Below are 21,275 nucleotides of genomic sequence, written 5' to 3'. Positions count from 1 at the left end.
AGAGCGAATCAACAAAGTGCTACACAAGAGCGTATAACGTATTTCACAGTAACCGCAAGATTCACTTCTGATACTTAATAACACCGTACTGATGTCCCGTTCGGATCGAAACGATGGCAACTCGAGAACTGTTCTCTCTGCGCTGGGGAACAAGTATAGCGCAGAGATTTTGTGTGCAGCCGGAACACCAAAATCAGCACAGACGCTGAGCGAGGACATCGAGATCCCGATTGCAACGTGCTATCGGCGAATCGAAGAACTCGTTGACGCTGGCCTGCTGACCTGCGAGGGTCGTCGACTCTCCGAGGAGGGTCGTCGAACGAACATCTACCGGCGAACACTCGACGAAATCGAGATCGATTTCGGCGGCGAGACACCATGCGTGTCTCAGAAACGCCGAACCGAAGCGAAGAATAGACTTCAGGATCAGTTTCAGGGATAGATTTTTCGTCGCCGTGTGTCGATCAACCGTTTCGATAGGTCGGCTGGTCGTCGAGATAGCACCACGACGTTCGGTTCCGGTTCGTCTCTGCGCTGGTGCTGGCGGCACGTAGGATCATCCTTAAGTATTCTCTCGAGAATACTCGAGTATGACAGACAGCGTAGTAGGGTCCGACCGTGAGTCAACCGTCGGGTCGACCACGGACGCAGCCGTCGTCGGAGCCACCCGGACGCTCCGTGTCGGCCACGATCGTCCCATCAGGATCAGTGCTGGACACCGGCTGTTACACCACGACGGCAAATGCTCGCGCCCCCACGGCCACAACTACGAGGTCACGGTTACCGTGGACGGACAGCTAACCGAGGAGGGGTGGATCGCGGACAAAGGCGATATTACTGCAGTTATCGACGAGTGGGACCACATGTTCTTGCTCGAGGCGGGTGACCCCCTCGTCGACGCCTTCGAGGCGGCTGGCGACGCTGACGGCGTCGTCGTGCTCGAGCATCCACCGACGGCCGAGGTGATGAGCGTGATCCTCGAGCGTAAACTCCTAGACGCATTGCCCGAGACCGTCACCGACGTCGCGGTCGAGGTGAGCGAAACCAGCGAACTCTGTGGCGGTGGACCGATCTGAGATGCCGGTCTCCGATTCGGTCGATCGACCGCCGATCGAGAGCGACGACGCGCATCCGACAGCAGGCGACGGCCTCCCGATCAACGAACTGTTCTACTCCCTGCAGGGAGAGGGAATCCTCGCGGGAGTCCCGTCGGTGTTCGTCCGTACGAGCGGCTGTAACCTCCGATGCTGGTTCTGTGATTCCTATCACACGTCCTGGGAGCCGACGCACGCGTGGCGTTCGCTCGAAGAGATTATCGCGGACGTAAAACGTTACGACGCCGACCACGTCGTTCTGACGGGTGGCGAACCGCTACTTCACCAGGAAAGCGTTACACTGCTCGAGGCACTCGACGACCGCGGCTATCATACCACCGTCGAGACCAACGGGACTATCTATCGCGACGCACCGATCGACCTCGCATCGATCAGCCCGAAACTCGCGAGCAGTACGCCGACCCCCGAGCGTGTCCCCGAGGGAAGCGACTCGAGTGGATGGGGCGACCGCCACGAACGCGATCGAATCGACATCGAGGCGCTCGCCCAACTGGTCGAGAGCTACCCGTTCCAGCTGAAGTTCGTCGTGGCCGATGACGAGGATATGCCAGAGATCACCGAACTCCTGACGACGCTTCGTGCGGCCGCGAGCGTCACGATTCCTGACGACCGTATCCTCCTGATGCCGGAAGGCGCAACCCGTGAACGCCTCGCCGAGACGCGCACTCGAGTCGCAGACCTCGCGTTAGCACACGGTTTTCGCTACACGCCGCGACTTCACGTCGATCTCTGGAACGACGCACCCGAGACCTGACTGTCCTAGAATAAACCATCACTCACGATACAAAACATGGCCAACGAACCCAACGCGACGACGACCGACTCACAGCCATCCGTCGACGACTCGAGCGGCAAGCGAGCCGTCGTACTGCTCTCCGGCGGGATGGACAGCGCAACCGCCGCCTACGAGGCCCGTGCTCGCGGGTACGATCTCTATGCCCTGCATACGTCCTACGGCCAGCGGACCGAGGATCGCGAACTCGAATGTGCCCGCCGGCTGGCCGACGACCTCGACGCTGTCGACGTCCTGTGTGTCGAGACCGGCCACCTCGCCGCGATCGGGGCCTCGAGTCTCACCGACGACGAACTGGCAGTCGACGACGCCGACCTCGAAAGCGACGAGATCCCTGACACCTACGTGCCGTTTCGGAACGCAAACCTGCTCTCGATGGCGGTTTCGTACGCGGAGGCGAACGACTGCGAAGCCGTGTTTATCGGCGCTCACAGTGAAGACTTCGCTGGCTATCCCGACTGTCGACCCGCCTTTTTCGACGCGTTCGAGCGAGTGGTCGAGGTCGGTACCAAACCAGACACCGACATCGCGATCGAGACTCCGTTCGTCGACGCCTCCAAGACCGAAATCGCTGCCCGTGGGCTGGACCTCGAGGTCCCCTTCGAACACACCTGGAGCTGTTACCGCGCGGATGAACCCGCCTGTGGAACCTGTGACTCCTGTGGGCTTCGGCTTCAGGCGTTTCAGCGAAACGGCGTTCGTGACCCGATCTCGTACGCCGAGCGACCGTCGTACGTCGACGCCGAGTGAGCCGGGGTGGGAAACCGACTGCTTCGCGTTCCGACCAGTCGGCTGCGAACGAAAACATTCACCCCCCGACGCGTGGAGACGATAACTGATGGGCAGCCGACCACTCTCGTGGGTCCGCGACGACGGTGAGTGGACCACCCCAGGGGGTCGACGAGGCGAGTTTCTCGTGTTGCTCGTCGGCCTCCCGGTATTCGCCTGGTTCGTTCACACCGGGCCGGGGTTGCCACAGATCACCGACCACGGCTTCGCCGCGGCGCTCGGCGTGGGCTGTGGGTTCTGGTATACGACCGCTGGACGGGAACGGATCGTCGCGTCCGTACCAGAGGGTATCGGCACCTGGACCGTCGTCTCCGCGTTCAGCGGTGGGATTGGACTGTCGGTGCTCGAGTTCGTGCCGGCGACGGACGCGCTGATAGCGGTGCTTCTCGTCGCAGGGACAACGGTCGTCTGCATCTACGTGCTCCGGCTGGTGTCACCGATTCACGACGGCGTCCAGCCGCCTCGACGAGGCGCTGCCCCACCGCCTGCAGTGGGCGTGGACGACTGAGACGGTGTGATATGAGTGCGAACCGAGGTCACTCGACTGTGGGCAGCGACCACCGGTATCAGGGGATACCGATCCGGACGATAGGGGGCGTCGATTCGCCGCTCTCCGTACTGCGTGCGTGCTCTCGTCGACTGGTCGGCTACCATCGGTTTCAAGGGATTCAATACGAGCGACTGCGAGGTACGAACGATGAGTATCCCGTCGTTCGCGATCGGCATCGCCGGCGGCACGGGTGCCGGGAAGACGACGGTCTCGCGCAACGTGGCGGACGCCGTCGGCGAACCCGTCACGCGACTCCCGCTCGACAATTACTACGAGGACCTCTCCCATCTCCCGTTCGACAAGCGGGAGTCGGTCAACTACGACCACCCCTCGGCGTTCGAGTGGGACCTCCTGTACGACCACCTCGAGTCGTTGTTGCTGGGCCAGCCGATCGAGATGCCCCAGTACGACTTCGAGGTGCACAATCGGACGGACGAGCGCATCACCGTCGAGCCGACCGACGTGATCGTTCTCGAGGGAATTCTCGCGCTGTATGACGACCGAATCCGCGAGATGCTCGATCTGCGGGTGTACGTGATGACCGACGCCGACGTCCGTATCCTCCGACGGATCGAACGCGACGTCGTCGATCGCGGCCGTGATCTCGAGGGCGTCATCGAACAGTACCTCGAGACGGTCAAGCCGATGCACGAACGGTTCGTCGCGCCGACGCGTAAGAACGCCGACGTGATTATCCCCGAGGGAGCAAACCGGATGGCCGTCGATCTCCTGATCGACAAGATCGAAGCCGAACTCGACGACGACCGGGCCGATCGACGGCGTGAACTGTCGTTCGATTCGTCATCGCTCGAGTAAGCCGCGTTAAAACAACGAGAGTTCTCCCGTCACCCGATCGACACGGTCGTCCGCTGCGGGACCGACAGCGAGTGCGGTGACGGTTCCCGGCTCGAGCTGGGTGTGGCCGGCGTCGCGGACGACCGCGTTGGGGATCCCGTCGCTGTCGGCGATCGCAGCGAGTTCGTGCAGTTGGCGTTCGCTCTCTCCTTTGAGAACGACTTTCTTCTGGCCGCCGCGTTTCCACTGGTCGCGAAGCTGACTGTCTGCCTTTTCGTAGGCCGACAGCGAGGCGTGGGCGACCTGCGCAGCGAGCTTTCCCTGGCCCATCCCGACGTCCGTGCGGGCGACGATGGCCTGTTTCATGCTCCCATCCTCGAGGGCGAGGGCTAAAGCGTCGGCGATCGATGCGAAACGGCTGCTGGGCCGTCGTGTCGGATGGTATCGTCCCGGTTGCGTCACGTATTTGACGCTGGCATCGATACTGTCGGTCATGGACTACACGCGGCGATCGTTCCTCGGAACCGCAGCAGCTTCCGGCGCTGTGGTCGGGCTCGCGGGCTGTCTCGGAGGCGGTGAGACCCCTGACCCGCCCGTCGCAGGCGACCCCGACGCGGACGTGACGGTGACGGTGTACGAAGACTTCTCCTGTCAGTTCTGTCGGGATTTCAAAGAAGACGTCTATCCACAGCTCGAGGCCGAGTACCTCGAGCCGGGTCGGATTCGGTACGAACACCGGGACTTTCCCATCGTCGACGAGTGGTCGTGGTCCGTTGCCGACGCCGCCCGGGAGATCTACGAAACCGAGGGTGACGACGCGTTCTTCGCGTTCGCCGACGAAATCTACGAACACATGGGCGCTTACTCCTACGACGACATCGAGTCCGTCGCGGACGACATCGGAGCCGACGGCGCGGCCGTCCGCGAGGCGGCCGAGCAGGAGACCCACCGGTCGACGATCGAAGCCGCCCAGTCGTACGGGCAGTCGAACGGCGTCGAAGGAACGCCGACCGTCCACATCAACGGCGACCCCGTCGACCTCCAGGCGATCGCGTTCGATCAGGTCGCCGTCCCGATCGAGCAGGCACTCGAGGAGTAGTCCGAATCGAACCGTTTACGCCCCGGCCGTTCGACTGCCCGGGTATGATCCTCTCCGATGCGGACATCCTCGACCGACTCGAGGCGGGCGACCTCGTCGTCGATCCACTCGACGATCCTGAACTACAGATTCAACCGGCGAGCGTCGACCTTCGACTCGGCCGGGAGTTCCTCGAGTTCCAGCGGACGAACATCCCCTGTATTCACCCCAACTCCGAGCACGAGGTCGACGAGTACGTCACCGAGACGGTCGTCGAGAACGGTGACGACTTCATCCTCCATCCTGGCGACTTCGTGCTCGGGACGACCCACGAACGCGTCGAGATCCCCGCGGACCTGATCGCCCACGTCGAGGGCCGCTCCTCGCTGGGGCGACTCGCCGTCGTCGTCCACGCCACCGCGGGACTGTGTGACCCCGGATACCGCGGCCAGATCACCCTCGAGCTCTCCAATCTGGGTACCGCGCCGGTCGCCCTCACGCCGGGTATGCGTATCTCACAGCTCACTTTCACCGAACTCAAGACGCCCGCCGAACGGCCCTACGGCAGCGAGCGCGGCTCGAAGTATCAGGACCAGGACGGTCCACAGGCCTCGCGCATCCAGAGCGACGACGAGTTCGGCGGCGACCAACTCGAGCGCGGCGACTGACCGACGCTTACGTCTCCGGGTTGGGGCTGGGCAGCACTCGATGCCGTCGTGGCGGGACGAGTGAGTGTCCCCACCGTCGGAGTCGGAGATACTGGAGGATACCGTTGCCCCCGCGGGGCCCGACGCCATACTGGCCGAACGCTTCGCCGACCATCGCCTCTCGAACGCGGATAAACTCGGCAATTTCTCGCTGGAGTGAGACGAAATGGAGACCACAGACGTCGCCGTCTGTCGTGTTGACGTCGCGGCGAAGTAGTACGGGGTCGCCGTCTTCGCGTGCTCGAGCGAGTTTCTGTGCGTGGCCGACGATGCCGCGCTCTCGGGCGTCGTCCTCGATTCGATCGGCGGTTTCGGCGACGCGGGCGTCGGTTCCCAATCGCTCGCCGTACTCGCCGACGGCCTCCTGCTGGGCGTGGTGTGGACTGAACAGCCGCGCGACGCGGCTCTCGTGGTCGCTCCCGTCGAACCAGGTCTCGAGGTCGAGTTCGAGGGTCTCGATGTGCTGGGTCGTCCCGCCGGCGAACGCGCCGTCACGGATCGTCACCCGGTCTTCGGTCGCCTGACTCTCCCGAAAGCCCGAGCGAAACCCCATGAAAAACGGGGCCTCCTCGGGGACCGGCTCGCCGTCGGGAATCCCCTCGAGCCCGGCCTGTCGGTCGGCTGGCAACCCCGGTCCCACGAACCCGGTTCGACGGCTCGTTCGGTCGAACACGTCCTCGAGCGAGGCCGACGTTTCGTGTCCGTTCAGTGTTTCGCGCTCTCCGAACAGGGCCTCTTCGACGGCGAGCACCACGGCAGCGTCGTCGCTCGCGAGATGTAACAGCGCGTCCGTCCCGTCGACCGTCACGTCGCTCTCGGCGGCGAGGACGACGATCGGGTCCGGCTCCGGCAACTCGACGGCCTCCTCGAGCGCGGCGTCGAAGCGATCGAAGTACGCGGGCGTATAACCCAGCGTGAAGAGGATGCCGTCGGGGGCCCACGCGATCGACCGTTCGACGCCCTGTAACGCCGCCGCGACGGTTTCTCTAGCCGTTTCGTCCGGCTCGCGGCGCAACGACAGGTCGAGGAAGACGTGGTGGGCGGGCGGACGGTGATTTCCGTCGCTGTCCGTCTCGAGGACGTCGTTCCAGGCGTGTTGTCGGTCGGGAAGCGACGCGGGGTCCGTGACGCCATCGGGTGCGCTGACCGTCGACTCGCCCTCGAGGCAGGCCGCAACCGTAGCGCTCACGCCGGTCGCCACCGCTGCACGGAGGACCGCCCTTCGCGATCGATCACTCGTCCCGCCGTCGTTCGGTTCGTCGTCTGCTGGAACTCGCATTCGAAGTCGATCAGTAGCCCGACAGCGTCAGCCGCGCTGTCGTGACGAAGTTCGTCAGTCCCGAGGCGTATGGGAGCTGGTTGACGGGGCCGATCATGAGGAGCCAGAGAATAACTCGTTCTCCCTGGATCGGATCGCCGTCGACGTACTGGGCCGGATGGTAGAAGCTGTAGGGGATCGTCTCCTCGGAGAGCCGATCGGCAGTCTGTTCGCCCGGACCGATCTCGTCCTCGTCGCGTCGGGCAACGACGACCTCGAGCCCGTCATCGAGCGGGACGTCGATCCTCTCCGATCCGTCCGGATTGGCGAACCTGACGATCGTTCCCGGTTCGCCCTCTACATAGAACTCTTCGTCGGGAGTTGTCCAGTCCTCACCGTCGAAGTAGTCGATCTCTGCGCCGTCTTCGGTGCCCGGCGTGACGTCGATCGCCTGTGCCGAAATGTAGTGCTGGAGGACCGGTTCGTCGTAGGAGCCGTCCGTGCCGTACTCGTCGGTGTTCGCCCGCCGCTTTCCGGCGAACTGTGTGATGAGTCCGGGGCCGGTTCGCCGAAAGATCGGCGACAACGTTCCGTCCGCGTAAAATTCGTAGGCGATGTCGTAATTGTAGGGACCGAACCGAATCCCGGAGTGGAAATCGATGCTCTCGTGCCCGATCGCACTCGAGTGGTAGTGCGTTTTCAACTGGAATCCACTCGGAACGTCGTCACGGGCCGGGAAGTCGAGTCGTCCGAGCATCCCCGGACCGCCGGAGACCGAACTGTGGACGTCCCAGAAGAGCAGATCGCCGCTGAAGACGCTGTCGTCGTCCGGGAAATACCATTCCCGCGTGTTTCGGTCCTCTCGTGGGGGCAGGTAGTACCCTGTGTACGTGACGGGAGCGTTCATCGCCTCGAAGACCGGACTCCCCCGGAACGACGCGGCGACGGTAACGCCCTGTGCGTCTGCGTGTTCCCACTCGAGGTCCCAGTCGTCCCGTTCGAACGACTCGTCGGGGAGTTCCATCCGGTGGTGACCGTCGTTGGCCGTGTAGTACGGGCGCTGTTCGGTTGGGACGTCGGGGACGGCGTCGAGGACTGACTCGTCGGCCGGGACGATGGTCTCGACGAGTTCGTACAGCGGGTACTCGACGGCGTGGTCGACGACGGCCACGTCGACGAGTACGGGCGCTTCCGGATCGGAGCCGTCGATGAACGCGCTGATGGTCCGAACGTCCCCGCCGTCGTTGACGTTCAACACCGCGGTTCCACCCTCGCCGTGACGGAGGTCTGCCTGCCCGAGTCCGGTGTAGCTTCCCGCTGCGCCTTTCCACGATGGATACCACTCCAGTTCGGTCACGTCTCCGATAGCCTCGCGGACCACGTCGGTCTCGAGGATCGCCTGGCCGATCGCCATCTGGTCTGGGCGCTGAGTCACAGACCAGCCGATGTCCTGCGGGTCGGTGATTTCGAGGGCGACGATCTCGTCGGTGTGCCGGTCGATGAGGCCGTAGACGGTCTGTCGGTTCTCGGCGGTAACCTGAAACTCGCCCTCGTCACCGTCGGGAAAGCCCTCTTCCTGCACTCGAAGCGCGGTCGGGCCCTGAATGCTGACCGTCTCGAGGTGGTTCGTGAGGACCTCGTAGGCTTCGAATCCGCCGACCCAGTCGCCGACGAGTGCGTGGACTTCGGGGTCGCGAAGCAGCGTCTCGACCGCCCGACGCTTCCGGTAGGCGTGGGCTCGTTCGTAGCTGTCGCCGTCGAACTGGCGCACGGAGGCGAAATCGGCGGTATCCATCCGGGCTGCGGGAATCTCCGTGTCGACCTGCTCGTCGTCCGGGTCTTCGACGGCCGACGGCTCTTCTGACTCGCCGAACTCGGTACACCCAGCAACGGCCGCGAGACCGCCGCTTACAGCGGCCAATCGTACGTACTCGCGCCGAGAGACGTCGCCATCGGTCATTATGACAGCAGTATATCAACACTCTATAGGTAGTTTTGGACGTTTCTCACGGACCGCGCCGCGCCGACGGGTTGATCCATCGAGCGATGCAGTCACGCAAACCGGTCGCGTACGATCGAACCTGTGGTACGCTCAGTTTACCCATGGTCGTGGAGGCCCACAGTTATCCCGGACGCGCTCGTAGCCTCGAGCAAGCAATGCAATTCGTCGAAGAGATCGTCGTCGACGAGTTCCTCCCGACGGTGCGGTCGCTGTTGGCCGGGGAACTCCGCGAGCGCGGGCTGACACAGAGCGACGTCGCGGCGGTGCTTGGCATCAGTCAGAGCGCCGTCTCGAAGTACGCCCACGGCGACGTCGCCACGAACGACCGGATCGCCGAAGACGACCGCGTCGAAACGCTCGTCTCGGAACTCGCCGACGGTCTCGCGTCGGGGGCGATTACTCCCGTTCAGGCGCTGATCGAGATCGAAGTCCTGATACGCGACCTCGAGAGCGGCGGTGACGTACTCGCCCAACTCCACGAAGAAGCGGTTCCGGAACTCGCAGACCACGGAGCCAGCTTTCGAATTCACGATCCCGAGAGCGACCTGCGAACGAGCGAACGCGTCCTCTCGTCGCTTCGGCGCGGCTTGCGCATCCTCGAGAACGCGAGCGGCTTCGCGGGTCTTATCCCGGCGGTCGGGTCGAACCTCGTCGCGTGTACGCCGGACGCCGAAGACGTCGACGACGTGGCCGGCGTTCCCGGGCGGATCTTCGACGTGAAGGGACAGGCGACGGTGCCCGCCGACCCGGAGTTTGGCGTCTCCGAACACGTGGCGACGGTGTTGCTTGCCGCCCGTGAACAGGGTGCAGATGCCGCCGCTGCGACTAACGTCCGATACGACCCGAAACTGCTCGCAGAACTGGTCGACCGCGGCCACGTCACCGCCGAGTTCGACGAGTCAGCGGACGTCGGTGAGAGCGTCGCCGAGGCGCTCGCGGTCGACCCCGACGCGACCGTGCTGTACCAGACCGGTGGGATGGGTATCGAACCGCTGATTTACGTCCTGGGGCCGGACGCCGAGTCGGTCGCGGACACGATTCGCTCGCTGCTTTGATCATGGATCGGATGACGATTCGCGACCGCGTCGGGATGGACGACGAAACCGCCCAGGAGTTCTATGGCCGCTGGGCCAGCCTTTATGACCTGATCGCTCGATATACGCCGGGAATTTCTCACCTGCGACGGCGGGCGGCGGCCGCCTGTCGACTCGAGCCCGGCGATACCGTCGTCGAGATGGGCTGTGGAACGGGCACAAATCTGCCGTATCTACGCGAGCAGGTCGGCCCCGACGGCGTCGTGGTTGGAATCGACTTCACGGGGCCCGTCCTCGAGCGCGCCCGCGACCATACGAGCGAGTACGACAACGTTCACGTCGTCCGGGGCGACGCGACGCGGCCACCGCTCGGGCTGTCCGAGGAGACGCCGCTCGAGGAGCCGGCGATCGACGCAATCCTCGCGACGTTCGTCGTTGGGATGCTCGAGGACCCGTCCGGTGCGGTCGACGACTGGTGTGACCTCGTCGGCCCTGATGGCCACGTCGTCCTCGCGAACGCTGCCCGCAGCGACGAGTGGTACGCGCCGCCGGTCAACGCCGTCTTCCGGGCGATCGTCGTGCTCTCGACGCCGCCGACGACGACGCTCCGCTACGAGACTGATCCACATCTGCGACTCGACAGGAAAATCGACGCCGCTCACGCCCGACTCCGGGAGCGGTCGGCCGCCATCGCCGACGAGACACACGTCTTCGGCGTCGTGAGATTGACTGGGGGACGACTCGCCTAGCCGTTCGTTCGACGCGCCGACTGCGCCACGGCTTCACCTGGCTCAGGCTGTCGTCTCGAGGTCGCCGAGTTCGAGTAGCGACGCTCGAGCCCGTTCGGGTAGCGGCGTCGGTCGTTTCGCGTCGGGGTCGACGTGGACCATCGTCGTCTCGGCAGTCGCCGCGACGCCGTCGTCGACGCGAATCTCGTAGCCCATCGTACAGCTCGAGTCGCCGAGGTCGGTGACCCAGAGGGCGACCGTCGGCTCGTCGTCCGCGACGATCGGCTGCTTGTAGTCGATTTCGAGGTTCGCAATGACGAACGGGACGTCCTCGGCAGGGATTTCGAGGGCTTCCTCGAGAAACGCCACGCGGGCCGTCTCGAGATAGCTGACGTAGACGGCGTTGTTGACGTGATCGAGGGGGTCGAGGTCGCGGTATCGAACGGGAACGTCGACGGTAAACGGGTCACTCATGCTACCTACAGAAAGTCGGGTGCCCGAAAAGAGGGCTCCGGTTGGGACGTCGACCCCGTGTTACTCGAGTGCGTACCGTTCGGCGTGGGCCGGACAGAACTCGGGGTCGCGAAGCTGGGCGTCGATCAGGTCCTCGTGGTAGTGAGCGTTGAACAGCCGACAGCCCTCGCGGTCACAGAAGGCCTCGCCCGTCTCGAGATAGTGATACGCCTGCAGGACGTAGCCCATGAGCGCCTCGGTCGTCCGAGGGTCGTGTTCAAGCAGGAACTCGCCGTCGACCTGATTCTCGAGCACCTCTCGTGGAGGCGTATCACCCGAGATCATGGCGTGGCGTTGCTGTTCTCTGTAGTACACTTCCGGTTTCGCGGGTGCCTCATAGAGGCCGGGCACCGACAGCACTGCGGGCTGGCCGAGCACGCTTACGCGCTTGTGCCAGCGGCCGTCGTGGTCGCCCCAGGTAGCGATGGCCCGGTCGAGGATGGCGACGTGTAGCGTCTCGAGTCCGCGTTCCTCGCTCGAGAGCGCAGCGTTGAGCGCCCGCTGGAGCTGGACGCCGTCGTAGAGGACGCCGCCTTCGCGCTCGGGCTGGTCGAGGGCGCGCGCTTCGTACCGGATCGTTCCGAGCATGGTGTTGCCGGTCTCGCGGTCGTACGGCGAGAGCACCCGCGCCCGGGCGAATCGTTCGGCGAGGTCGTCGGTCCGGTAGACGTCGAGGAATCGATCCCGGACGACGACCTCGGCGTCGATGCGGGGCTCGATCCAGTCGGCGATGGCGTCGACGTCGACGACGCCGTTGGCCGCTTGAGGGGACGCCGACGCCTCCCTGGCGGCGATGGCGTCGACGTCGACGACGCCGTTGGCCGCTTGAGGGGACGCCGACGCCTCCCTGGCGGCGATGGTCGACGGCGGCCGGTAGCAGACGAGACGGTCCATTGCTGAATTCATATCGCGATATACAGTGTTCGCTTGTGGGGATTCACCGGGGTGTTCCGTCGGCGACGGCCGTCAGTCGTCGGCTGGCGTTGCTCTCGAGGTGATGTCGACCGGGTCGGCGTCGACGCCGAGTTCGTCGATGGCTTCCTGGGCGGCGCGTTTGCCCGAGACGAGCATCGCGCCGAAGGTTGGCCCCATCCGCGGGAGGCCGTAGGCGGTCGCGACGGCCATCCCCGTGGCGATCAGGCCGTCGTGGACGAGGCCGGTGTGTTCGACGACGGCGTCCTCGCTTTTGCCAACCCACATCGAGTCGTGGCCGGGCGAGTCGTGGCCGGGCGCGCCGTACTGTTCGCTCTCGGTCTGGTCCATCACCTGGCCGCGCTCGCGGGCATCCTGTACGCCGGGGGCGTCGAGGACGCCGCGCTCGTCGAGTTTCGTGATCGCCATCGCGTCATGGCCGGTCGCGTCGATGACCAGGTCCGCCTCGACGGCGATGGGATCGACGCAGGTGATCTCACGCGGGAGGGCGTGGACCGGCGTCCAGTTCATCACGATCCCCGAGACCTTGTGGTCCTCGCGGATGACGATGTCCGTGAACTCGGTCATGTTCTGCATTTTCGCGCCCGCGTCACAGGCGGCTTTGATCAGTCCCGAACAGGCTTCCGGGCCGTTCGCCACGTACAGCCCCTCGCTGTCCTGAGACTGCTTGTACGAAACGTCGAGTTCCGCCAGAATTCCCTGGGCCGGATCGCGCACCGTCACCTTGTTCATCAGAAAGCCGCCGAGCCAGAAGCCGCCGCCGAGATAGTTGTTCTTCTCGACGACCATCGTCTTCACGCCGCGTTCGGCGAGTTCCTTCGCGGCGGTCAGCCCCGAGGGGCCGCCGCCGACGATGATGACGTCCGAGTCCGAGAAGTCCATGAACTCCTCGGTCCACTCCTGGCCGATTGCACGCGTTACGTCTGCTTCACCGACGTCGCTGAACTGGTCGAATTCGGACATACAACTAGGTGGTATTGCTTGGTGGTGAAAAGTCTGTCGCGCCTCTTTCAACTGCAACCACGACTGAGCTGTTCCGACGGGCTGCTCACTCGAGGTGTGGCTCGATCGTCTCGTCGAGCAGTCCGTCGGCGATCAGGGCTTCGACCGCTGTGACGTCCCGATCCGGTCGTCGATCACCGGACAGCGGCGGGACGACGGTCCGCACCGTCTCGTAGACGTCGTCGGTTCCGGCACCGAGTGTCTCGTCGACGTAGTCGGCGGCCTCGACGCCACAGCGCAGTTCGGCCGCGATGACCTGTCGGGTGCGCTCGAGCACGCGGCGGGCATTGACCGCCGCGGTGGCGCTCATGCTCACGTGGTCTTCCTGGCCGCCGGAGACGGGGACGGTGTCGGTCCCGGCACGGCCGACGCTTCGACACTCCGCGACGAGCGACGCGGCGGTGTACTGGACGATCATCAGGCCGGATTCGACGCCCGACTCGCGGGCGAGAAACGGTGGGAGGTGAGACTCCTGGAGATTCGGGTTGAGCAGCCGGTCGATGCGTCGTTCGGCGACCGCAGCGAGGTCGGTCAACGCGGCGATCAGATAGTCCAGGCGATGTGCGAGCGGCGCGCCGTGGAAGTTGCCGCCGGAGACGACGGCCGCGCGGTCGGTGCCCGAGGCGCGGTCGTCGAGGGCCGCACGCGGGAAGACGAGCGGGTTGTCGGTGACGCTGTTGAGTTCGACTGCGACGGCCTCGCGGAGGTGTGCTACCGCATCGCGGACGGCCCCGTGAATCTGTGGGAGACAGCGAATCGAGTAGGCGTCCTGGACGCGGTCACAGTTCCGGTGCGACTCAACGACGGCTGACCCGGCGGTCACCTGCCGGACGACGCGGGCGCTTTCGGCCTGGCCGCCGTGGGGACGCACGTCGTGGAGCGGTTCGGCACAGGCGGCGGTCGTCCCCATCGTGACCTCCGTCGTCAGCGCGCCGGCGACGTCCGCAGCCCGGCAACACTGCTCGGCGTCGGTGACCAGCAACGCGGCGAGCCCGAGCGTCATCTGGGTGCCGTTGATCAACGCCAGCCCCTCTTTGGCCCGCAACTCGAGTGGCTCGAGGCCGACCGCAGCCAGCGCCTCGTCGCCTGGAAGTCGCCGGACGCCGTCTCCGTCTCCGTTTTCGCCGGTCGGAACGGTCGCTTCGCCCTCACCGATCAACACGAGCGCGAGGTGGGCGAGCGGGGCGAGGTCGCCCGACGCCCCGAGGCTTCCACGGGAGGGAACGACCGGATGAACGGGTTCGTTCAGGAAAGCCGCGAGGGTCTCGAGCACCTCGAGTCGGATCCCGGAATACCCCTTCAGGAGTGCGTTCAGTCGCGTCACGAGCATCGCACGCACCGCCTCGCGCTCGAGGTGTCGGCCGCTGCCGGCGGCGTGGCTTCGCAGGAGGTTCGTCTGCAGCTCCGACAGCGCCGCCCGGGGGATCCGCTCGTCGACGAGCTCGCCGAATCCGGTGTTGACGCCGTAGACGGGATCGCCGGCCTCGAGTACGTCCTCGACGCGCTCGCGGGACGCTCGGACGCGCTCGCGGGCTTCGGGTGTGATCGAGACCGCCTGTCCATCGCGAGCGACGGCGGCGACGTCGTCGATCGTCAGCGAGTCGCCATCGAGTTCGACCGTCATCGGCTCACCCCCAACCCAGCCGTAAACGCCAGTTCGCCGCCGATGAACGCACTGTCGACGACCGACGTCCCGAAGCGATACGGAACGTGGGCGTGTGATGGGGCCTCGAGCACGAGCAAGTCGCCGGGGGCACCGTCACGGAGGGTCCCGCTCCCCGCCGGAACGGCCTCGATAGACGGCCGATCGGCGCCGAGGGCGAGACCGCCGGCGTAGGTGCCGGCACGGACCGCTTCGGCCGGTGAGAGCCCCATCCCAACGCAGGCCAGCGTCGCCGCGAACGGCAGCTGTGGCGCGTAGCAGTTCGGATTGAAGTCCGTCGCGAGCGCGACTTCACCGCCTGCTGCGAGAAACTGCCGCGGGTCTGCGTACTCCGTCCCGAGGGCGAAGGCCGTCCCCGGCAGGAGCGTCGGCGTCACGCCCGCCTCAGCCAGCGCCGTGGCGTCGTCGGCCGTCGCTTGCAGAAGGTGGTCGGCGCTGACGGCCTCGAGGTCCGCGGCGAGCCGACTCCCGCCGAGTCGGGCGAACTCCTCGGCGTGTACCTTGGGTACGAGCCCGTGTTCGCGGCCGGCCTCGAGCACCCGCCGCGATTGCTCGACGGAGAAGACGTCCTCCTCACAGAAGACGTCACAGAAGGCGGCCAGGTCGGCGACTGCCGGGAGTTGCTCCTCGATCACGCGGTCGACGTAGGTGTCCGTCGACTCCCCGTCGGGCACCGCGTGGGCACCCATGAACGTCGGGACGACGGTAACAGGGTGACGGTCGTCGGCCCGTCGGATCACCTCGAGCAGCCGTCGCTCGGTGTCGGTCTCGAGACCGTAGCCCGATTTCACTTCGACCGTCGTCGCGCCACCGGCCAGCGCCTCATCGAGATGACCGAGCAATCGCTCGAGGAGGTCGTCCGCGCTTGCCTTGCGCGTGGCCTGAACCGTCCGCAAGATGCCGCCGCCCTCGGCGAGAATCTCCTGGTAGGATTTTCCGCGAAGTTTGGCCGCGAACTCGTCGGATCGATCCCCGGCGAAGACGGCGTGGGTGTGGCTGTCGACGAACCCGGGGAGTACGGCCCGACCGGCCGCGTCGACGGCTCTGTTGGCGCTTTCGGGTGGATACTCCCGGACGACCTCGTCGGTCGGACCGACCGCAACGACGTGGCCGTCGGTGACTGCGACCGCGCCATCCTCGAGCCGCTCGAGGACCGCGTCCGGCTCCGTTGGCGGCTCGTGAGCCCCTGGATGGCCTCCGTCGGTCGTTCCCGTCGCCGGACCGACGACGAGTTCGGCCGCGCCGTGGACGACCAGGTCGGCGTCGGTCATCGACGTTCACCCCCTCTATCGCCGTGTCGATTCCCGTCCCCGCGGCTCGTCGCACCGGCGAGTGCGTGCGCGACGACCCTGGCTGCGGCGTCGGCGGTTCGACCATTCCGATCGAGCGGCGGTGCACATTCGACGACCTCGAGTCCGACGAGTCGGTGGTCTCTCGCCAGTTCGTAGACGAGCCGGAACAGCTCACGTGGCGTCAGTCCACCCGGCGTCGGGGCACTCACGCCCGGGGCGTGTGCGGCGTCGAGGACGTCACAGTCGACGCTCACGTAGACCGCATCGACGTCGGAGACGGCGTCCCGAGCCCGATCGAGCGCACCCTCGAGGTCGCGGCCGACATCCGCTGCGGTGACGACGGTGCCGCCGCGTTCCTCGAGGTAGTCGGCGTAGACGGTCGACGTCTCGAAGTGGCGTACGCCGACGCAGGTGTAGGCATCGAGGCCGGCCTCGAGCAGCTCCCGATAGGGCGTGCCGCTCGTTGGCTCCGCTCGGACCGCGCGGACGTCGAGGTGGGCGTCGAGGTTGACGACGCCAACGCGACCGTGCTCGAGCAGCGGGACGACGTTGGGCACCGTCAGGGAGTTGTCCCCGCCGAGAAAGACCGGGAGCGCCGCCGACTCGTGGACGGTTTCGGCGGCCTCACGGACGCCCTCGCGGATCGACTCGAGGTCGGTCGTCGCCGGTTCGACGTCGCCGTAGTCGCCGACGGCGGCGATCGATCCCGCGGTAAAGTGGTGGCTCTTTACACCTGCGAGGGCCTCGCGGATCGCGTCCGGGCCGTCTCTCGCGCCCGTTCGACCGATGACCGCGGCGTCGAAGGGCTCGCCGACGAGAACGGCGTCGTAGGCCTCGAGATCGGCCGCTCGAACGGGTTCGTCCGGCTCGACGCGGATGGGTTCGACGACGTCGCCGAAGGTCTCGTCCGCGGGATCGCTCGAGGGGGACGACCAGACCGGCGGATCGGCTCGCGTCATTGGTCCTCCATCGGCACGTGGACGTCCGACTGGGCGGCTTCCTCGAGGGCGTCTTCGTAGCCAGCGTCGGCATGGCGCAGGACGCCCATTCCGGGGTCGGTCGTGAACACCCGTCTGGCCTTCTCGGCGGCCAACTCGGTGCCGTCGAGGACGACGTGGTTGTTCGTGTGAATCGAGTTGCCGATGCCGACGCCGCCGCCGTCGTGGACGCTGACGATGTCTGCACCTGCCGCACAGTTCACTAAGGCATTCAGGATCGGCCAATCGGCGATCGCGTCGGAGCCGTCTTTCATCGCCTCTGTCTCGCGGTTTGGGCTTGCGACGCTGCCGGCGTCGAGGTGGTCGCGCGTAACCACGATCGGCGCCGAAATATCGCCCTCGGCGACGAGGTCGTTGATCCGCAAGGCGAATCGGGCGCGCTCGGTGAGCCCGTCCGGATCGTCACCGGCCTGGTAGCCGAGCCAGCAGACCCGGCTTGGCAGCCCCTGGAACTGGACGCGCTCCTGTGCGAGGTCGATCCAGCGATGGAGGTGCGCTTTCTCGGGAAACAGTTCCCTGATCGCCTCGTCGGTGCGGTGGATGTCCGCCTCGTCGCCGGAGAGAGCGACCCAGCGGAACGGTCCCTTGCCGCGACAGAACAGCGGCCGGACGTACGCCGGTACGAACCCGGGGAAGTCGAACGCGTCCTCGAGGTTGCGGTGTGCGTTCACCTGCCCGCGGATGTTGTTGCCGTACTCGAAGGCGACCGCGCCGGCGTCCTGCATCGCGAGGATGCCCTCGACGTGGCGACGCATGGTATCCAGGCTCTCCTCGACGTACGCCTCGGGGTCGTCCTCGCGCAGGGCGTCGGCTTCGGCGACGGTGTAGCCCGCGGGATAGTACCCCTCGAGTTCGTCGTGGGCGGCCGTCTGGTCGGTGACAACGTCGGGGACGAACCCCCGGTCGCGCATGGCGTCGAACAGCTTGGCGGCGTTCACGTGGACGGCAATCGAACGCGGTTCGCCCTCGCGTGCAGCCTCCTCGGCCATGGCGATAGCCTCGTCGACGGCGTCGGTTTTCTCCATACAGTAGCCCGTCTCGAGACGTCGGTCGATGCGCTCTTCGTCGACCTCGGCGGCAATACAGACGCCCTCGTTCATCGTGACGGCAAGCGGCTGAGCCCCGCTCATCCCGCCGAGTCCGGCCGTAACCGTGATGGTCCCGCGGAGCCCCTCCTGTTCGGGGAAGTGCTGGCGGCCGACCTCAGCCAGGGTTTCGTAGGTGCCCTGGATGATCCCCTGCGTGCCGATGTAGGCCCACGAGCCGGCGGTCATCTGCCCGTACATGATCAGGCCCTTCGCCTCGAGTTCGTGGAACTGTTCCCAGTCGTCCCACTGTCCGACGAGGTTCGAGTTCGCGATCAGCACCCGCGGTGCTCGCTCGTGCGTCTGGAACCGCCCGACAGGCTTTCCCGACTGGACGAGCAGCGTCTCCTCGTCACCCAGTTCGCGCAACTCGTCCAGTATGGCGTCGTAGGCGTCCCACGAGCGAGCCGCCCGCCCCGTTCCACCGTAGACGACGAGATTTTCGGGGTCTTCGGCGACCTCGGGATCGAGGTTGTTGTTCAACATCCGGAACGCAGCTTCCTGGCGCCATCCCTTACACTCGAGGTCGGTACCAGTCGGCGCACCCTGGTAGGTTCGCCACTGCTCGCTCGGTGATCCGCGGGGCGGCTCTCGGTGCTCGCTCATACAGTGGAATACGATCGCACGGCAGGAAAGCTCCGAGTTGCCATACGGAGTGGTATTTATATACACTTGGGGCAATACGTCGGCTATGTACGAGGCGATCTTCCGCGTCGACGAGCCATCGTCGCCGATACCGACCGCCGGTCGCGACGTGCGGGTTGACCTCTGGTGTACCGACCACTGTGATCTCGTGCGCGCAGTTGGGGGCGACGCGGACGAAGCGCTCGCAGACGTCGCTGCGGCCGTCGGCATCGCCGATCGCATCGTCGCCGGTGAGGAACACGTCGCCATCACCGAGACCTGTCTCGCGAGCGAGCGCCCGGACAACCTCGAGCGCTACGTCGGCCGCCACGGCTGTCTGCTCCTTTCGCCGCTGCGGTACGCTGACGGCAACCGTATCTGTCGGCTGCTGGCGCTCCAGTCGGACGCCCTTCGTGACGTCTATCGCGACCTCGTCGCGGACGGCTACACCGTCGAGGTCGAGTCGAAACGAACCGTCGAGACGGTGGCAAGCGACCGTCCGCTGCTCGACCCCGGCGGGCTCGTTCCCGAACTCACCGCCCGTCAGCGGGAGACGATCGAACTCGCGATCGCGGGTGGCTACTACGAGATCCCCCGCGAGATTTCGACCGCCGACATCGCTGACCACGTCGGTGTCGAGCGTCGAACCGCCGAAGACCACCTCCGACGCGCCGAGCGCAAACTCATCGACGCGATCGCGACCTATCTGTAACGTCTCGAGGTCGACTGTGATTGCCAATCGGCACGCGGCTGCTACGGGTTTGATAGTGCGAGAAGACGTTCGTCGTCGACTTCATGATCATCTTCAGCTGATCGGGGACGATCCCATCACGTCTGGTGGATAGCGTGGGGTTCGCAGTGGAGAAACTCGGTAGCTGGGCGCTCGAATCGCCCCTCGGCGGTCAAATCCGAAAAAGACTTGTGCGGGTCACTCCGTGACGACGACCGTTCCGACCATGTCGGCTTTCACGTGGGGTTCACAGATGTAGTGGTAGGTGCCAGGGACTTCGAACGTATGGGCGTAGGTTTCGCGCGTCCCCAGTCGGCCACCACGGTAGTCGTGCCAGGCTTCGATGGCGGTGTCTTCGTCCTCGTAGTCCCCGCTCGCGAAGTACTCGGCGTCGTCTGGAATTTGATTCTCGAGGGCCGTTACGGTGTGGTCGGCACCGCTCGTGTTCTTCCAGACGACGGTTTCGCCCACGGTCGTCTCGTACTCTCTGGGGACGAACTCGTTTCTGGTCATCCCGATGTCGCAGTCGTCGCCGCTACAGAATTCGTCGTCGTCACCAAAGACACTGAGAACTGACGTACAGCCGGCCAGCCCTGCGGTGGCCCCACTCCCGACGGCGGCGAGGTAGACGCGCCGGTTCATACGCGGTCCTTAGGGAAGTCACGGTATAACGGCCCCGGTTCGTTCTCGAATAAATCGGGTGCGATCGTTCTCGGTAGGTCGGAACGCCCTGTGGAAGTCGATTTTGGTCGCGGACAGACCACGAAACGAAAACACGTAAGGCACCCGCACGCCGAATCCGCGAACATGCTTCCGCGGTTCGTCGGTCGACTCGGCGTCGCCGACGCGGTGACGGTCGCCAACGCTGCCCTGGGATTCGTCGCCTGCGTCGTCGCGTTCGTCGACATCGACCTCGCTGCCCGCCTGATCCTGCTGGCAGCGGTCGCAGACGGGCTGGACGGGATCCTCGCGCGCCAGTACGGCGGGACCGAGGCCGGTCCGTACCTCGATTCGCTCGCCGACGTCGCCTCGTTCGCCGTCGCTCCAGCCGTCCTCGCATTCGTCGTCGTTAGCGATGGTCTCGGGATCGGATTCGAGACCGTCACGGCCGAACTCCTGCTCGTGACGGCGGTCTGTGCGCTGTTCGTCGCGATGGCCGTCACCCGGCTTGGACTCTACACCGCCTACGACACCGTAGACGAGTATACCGAGGGCGTCCAGACGACGCTCGCGGCAACGATTCTCGGCGCTGCGATCCTTGCAGGCGTCGCCGGGCCGTGGCTCGTCCTCGCGATCACGGCGGCGTTCTGTTATCTCATGGTCTCGCGGATTCGGTATCCCGACCTGCTGGTTCGAGACGCCGGAATCATGGGCGTCGTTCACGTGCTGGCGATCCTCGTCCCTGGGTTCGCCAACCGGTCGTTCCCGTTCGCCCTGTTGGTCCTCGGACTCGCGTATATGACGCTCTCTCCCTGGTTCTACTGGCGGTCAGTGCCATCCTCGGCGCCGACAGATGCCCCCGAGAACGCCTGAGACCGATCACCTCTCGAGCAGGTCTGTGACCGACTCCCCCGAGAAGGACTGCC

23 protein-coding genes are annotated in these 21,275 nt (G+C 65.5%); 12 read left to right on the top strand and 11 right to left on the bottom strand.

Annotated features, from left to right (window positions below; genetic code table 11):
• The first annotated feature begins 91 nt into the window (after positions 1-91).
• The 6 genes from AArc1_RS13425 to udk all read left to right on the top strand — a co-directional run bounded on the left by AArc1_RS13425 (position 92) and on the right by udk (position 4,063).
• Positions 92-442, top strand: coding sequence for a winged helix-turn-helix domain-containing protein (locus AArc1_RS13425; protein WP_117364853.1), 351 nt, complete (start codon positions 92-94; stop codon positions 440-442).
• Between the two features lie 148 nt (positions 443-590).
• A complete protein-coding gene (locus AArc1_RS13420) occupies positions 591-1,076 on the top strand; it encodes a 6-pyruvoyl trahydropterin synthase family protein (protein WP_117364852.1) in 486 nt (161 codons plus the stop codon).
• A 1-nt stretch (position 1,077) separates the two neighbouring features.
• A complete protein-coding gene (locus AArc1_RS13415) occupies positions 1,078-1,869 on the top strand; it encodes a 7-carboxy-7-deazaguanine synthase QueE (protein ID WP_117364851.1) in 792 nt (263 codons plus the stop codon).
• Positions 1,870-1,905: 36 nt separating this feature from the next.
• Complete coding sequence (gene queC, locus AArc1_RS13410; RefSeq protein ID WP_117364850.1) at positions 1,906-2,658, top strand: 7-cyano-7-deazaguanine synthase QueC; 753 nt, start codon at positions 1,906-1,908, stop codon at positions 2,656-2,658.
• Between the two features lie 88 nt (positions 2,659-2,746).
• Positions 2,747-3,205 carry a hypothetical protein gene (locus AArc1_RS13405; RefSeq protein WP_117364849.1) on the top strand — a complete coding sequence of 153 codons (459 nt, stop codon included), beginning with the start codon at positions 2,747-2,749 and terminating at the stop codon, positions 3,203-3,205.
• A 189-nt stretch (positions 3,206-3,394) separates the two neighbouring features.
• On the top strand, positions 3,395-4,063 hold the full coding sequence (gene udk, locus AArc1_RS13400) for a uridine kinase (RefSeq protein WP_117365896.1): 669 nt from the start codon (positions 3,395-3,397) through the stop codon (positions 4,061-4,063).
• Positions 4,064-4,069: 6 nt separating this feature from the next.
• Here udk and pth2 read toward each other — a convergent pair whose 3' ends face one another.
• Positions 4,070-4,408, bottom strand: a complete 339-nt coding sequence (gene pth2 / locus AArc1_RS13395; RefSeq protein ID WP_117365895.1) for a peptidyl-tRNA hydrolase Pth2 — start codon at positions 4,406-4,408, stop codon at positions 4,070-4,072.
• A 127-nt stretch (positions 4,409-4,535) separates the two neighbouring features.
• On the opposite strand from pth2, the gene AArc1_RS13390 reads away from it, so the two are divergent.
• A complete protein-coding gene (locus AArc1_RS13390; RefSeq protein WP_117364848.1) occupies positions 4,536-5,141 on the top strand; it encodes a thioredoxin domain-containing protein in 606 nt (201 codons plus the stop codon).
• 44 nt (positions 5,142-5,185) lie between these two features.
• Entirely contained in the window at positions 5,186-5,788 is a 603-nt protein-coding gene (gene dcd, locus AArc1_RS13385; protein ID WP_117364847.1) for a dCTP deaminase, read from the top strand.
• A 7-nt stretch (positions 5,789-5,795) separates the two neighbouring features.
• Here the strand turns inward: dcd and AArc1_RS13380 are convergent, their stop codons facing one another.
• Positions 5,796-7,106, bottom strand: coding sequence for a DUF7405 family protein (locus AArc1_RS13380; protein ID WP_117364846.1), 1,311 nt, complete (start codon positions 7,104-7,106; stop codon positions 5,796-5,798).
• A 10-nt stretch (positions 7,107-7,116) separates the two neighbouring features.
• Complete coding sequence (locus AArc1_RS13375; protein WP_117364845.1) at positions 7,117-9,045, bottom strand: hypothetical protein; 1,929 nt, start codon at positions 9,043-9,045, stop codon at positions 7,117-7,119.
• 197 nt (positions 9,046-9,242) lie between these two features.
• Here AArc1_RS13375 and AArc1_RS13370 point away from each other — a divergent pair, with 197 nt between their 5' ends.
• The gene (locus tag AArc1_RS13370; protein ID WP_117364844.1) at positions 9,243-10,142 is read left to right on the top strand and encodes a thiamine-phosphate synthase family protein; all 900 of its coding nucleotides are present in this window, start codon (positions 9,243-9,245) and stop codon (positions 10,140-10,142) included.
• A 2-nt stretch (positions 10,143-10,144) separates the two neighbouring features.
• Positions 10,145-10,870, top strand: a complete 726-nt coding sequence (locus AArc1_RS13365) for a class I SAM-dependent methyltransferase (protein ID WP_117364843.1) — start codon at positions 10,145-10,147, stop codon at positions 10,868-10,870.
• Between the two features lie 42 nt (positions 10,871-10,912).
• On the opposite strand, the gene AArc1_RS13360 is transcribed toward AArc1_RS13365, so the two are convergent.
• From AArc1_RS13360 to hutU, 7 genes are all read right to left on the bottom strand, one after another.
• Positions 10,913-11,323, bottom strand: a complete 411-nt coding sequence (locus tag AArc1_RS13360) for an acyl-CoA thioesterase (protein WP_117364842.1) — start codon at positions 11,321-11,323, stop codon at positions 10,913-10,915.
• 60 nt (positions 11,324-11,383) lie between these two features.
• Positions 11,384-12,256 carry a DUF7001 family protein gene (locus AArc1_RS13355; protein WP_228442327.1) on the bottom strand — a complete coding sequence of 291 codons (873 nt, stop codon included), beginning with the start codon at positions 12,254-12,256 and terminating at the stop codon, positions 11,384-11,386.
• A gap of 72 nt (positions 12,257-12,328) precedes the next feature.
• Positions 12,329-13,258 (bottom strand): sulfide-dependent adenosine diphosphate thiazole synthase, encoded by a 930-nt coding sequence (locus AArc1_RS13350; RefSeq protein WP_117364841.1) that lies wholly within the window; start codon positions 13,256-13,258, stop codon positions 12,329-12,331.
• A gap of 85 nt (positions 13,259-13,343) precedes the next feature.
• Positions 13,344-14,921, bottom strand: a complete 1,578-nt coding sequence (gene hutH / locus AArc1_RS13345; protein ID WP_117364840.1) for a histidine ammonia-lyase — start codon at positions 14,919-14,921, stop codon at positions 13,344-13,346.
• The gene (gene hutI / locus AArc1_RS13340; protein ID WP_117364839.1) at positions 14,918-16,231 is read right to left on the bottom strand and encodes an imidazolonepropionase; all 1,314 of its coding nucleotides are present in this window, start codon (positions 16,229-16,231) and stop codon (positions 14,918-14,920) included. The genes hutH and hutI overlap by 4 nt, the downstream gene beginning before the upstream one ends.
• On the bottom strand, positions 16,228-17,211 hold the full coding sequence (hutG, locus tag AArc1_RS13335; protein ID WP_117364838.1) for a formimidoylglutamase: 984 nt from the start codon (positions 17,209-17,211) through the stop codon (positions 16,228-16,230). Before hutG ends, hutI begins: the two co-directional genes overlap by 4 nt.
• Entirely contained in the window at positions 17,208-18,941 is a 1,734-nt protein-coding gene (gene hutU / locus AArc1_RS13330) for a urocanate hydratase (RefSeq protein ID WP_117364837.1), read from the bottom strand. Before hutU ends, hutG begins: the two co-directional genes overlap by 4 nt.
• Positions 18,942-19,026: 85 nt before the next feature.
• On the opposite strand from hutU, the gene AArc1_RS13325 reads away from it, so the two are divergent.
• Positions 19,027-19,671 carry a helix-turn-helix domain-containing protein gene (locus AArc1_RS13325; RefSeq protein ID WP_117364836.1) on the top strand — a complete coding sequence of 215 codons (645 nt, stop codon included), beginning with the start codon at positions 19,027-19,029 and terminating at the stop codon, positions 19,669-19,671.
• A 216-nt stretch (positions 19,672-19,887) separates the two neighbouring features.
• On the opposite strand, the gene AArc1_RS13320 is transcribed toward AArc1_RS13325, so the two are convergent.
• Complete coding sequence (locus tag AArc1_RS13320; RefSeq protein ID WP_117364835.1) at positions 19,888-20,331, bottom strand: cupredoxin domain-containing protein; 444 nt, start codon at positions 20,329-20,331, stop codon at positions 19,888-19,890.
• Positions 20,332-20,496: 165 nt separating this feature from the next.
• Here AArc1_RS13320 and AArc1_RS13315 point away from each other — a divergent pair, with 165 nt between their 5' ends.
• The gene (locus AArc1_RS13315) at positions 20,497-21,222 is read left to right on the top strand and encodes a protein sorting system archaetidylserine synthase (RefSeq protein WP_117364834.1); all 726 of its coding nucleotides are present in this window, start codon (positions 20,497-20,499) and stop codon (positions 21,220-21,222) included.
• Positions 21,223-21,275 lie beyond the last annotated feature (53 nt).

The sequence above is a fragment of the Natrarchaeobaculum sulfurireducens genome, assembly GCF_003430825.1.
Taxonomy (GTDB): Archaea; Halobacteriota; Halobacteria; order Halobacteriales; family Natrialbaceae; genus Natrarchaeobaculum; species Natrarchaeobaculum sulfurireducens.
Note: the sequence above shows the minus strand (reverse complement) of the source record. Positions and strands in the feature narration are given on the sequence as shown.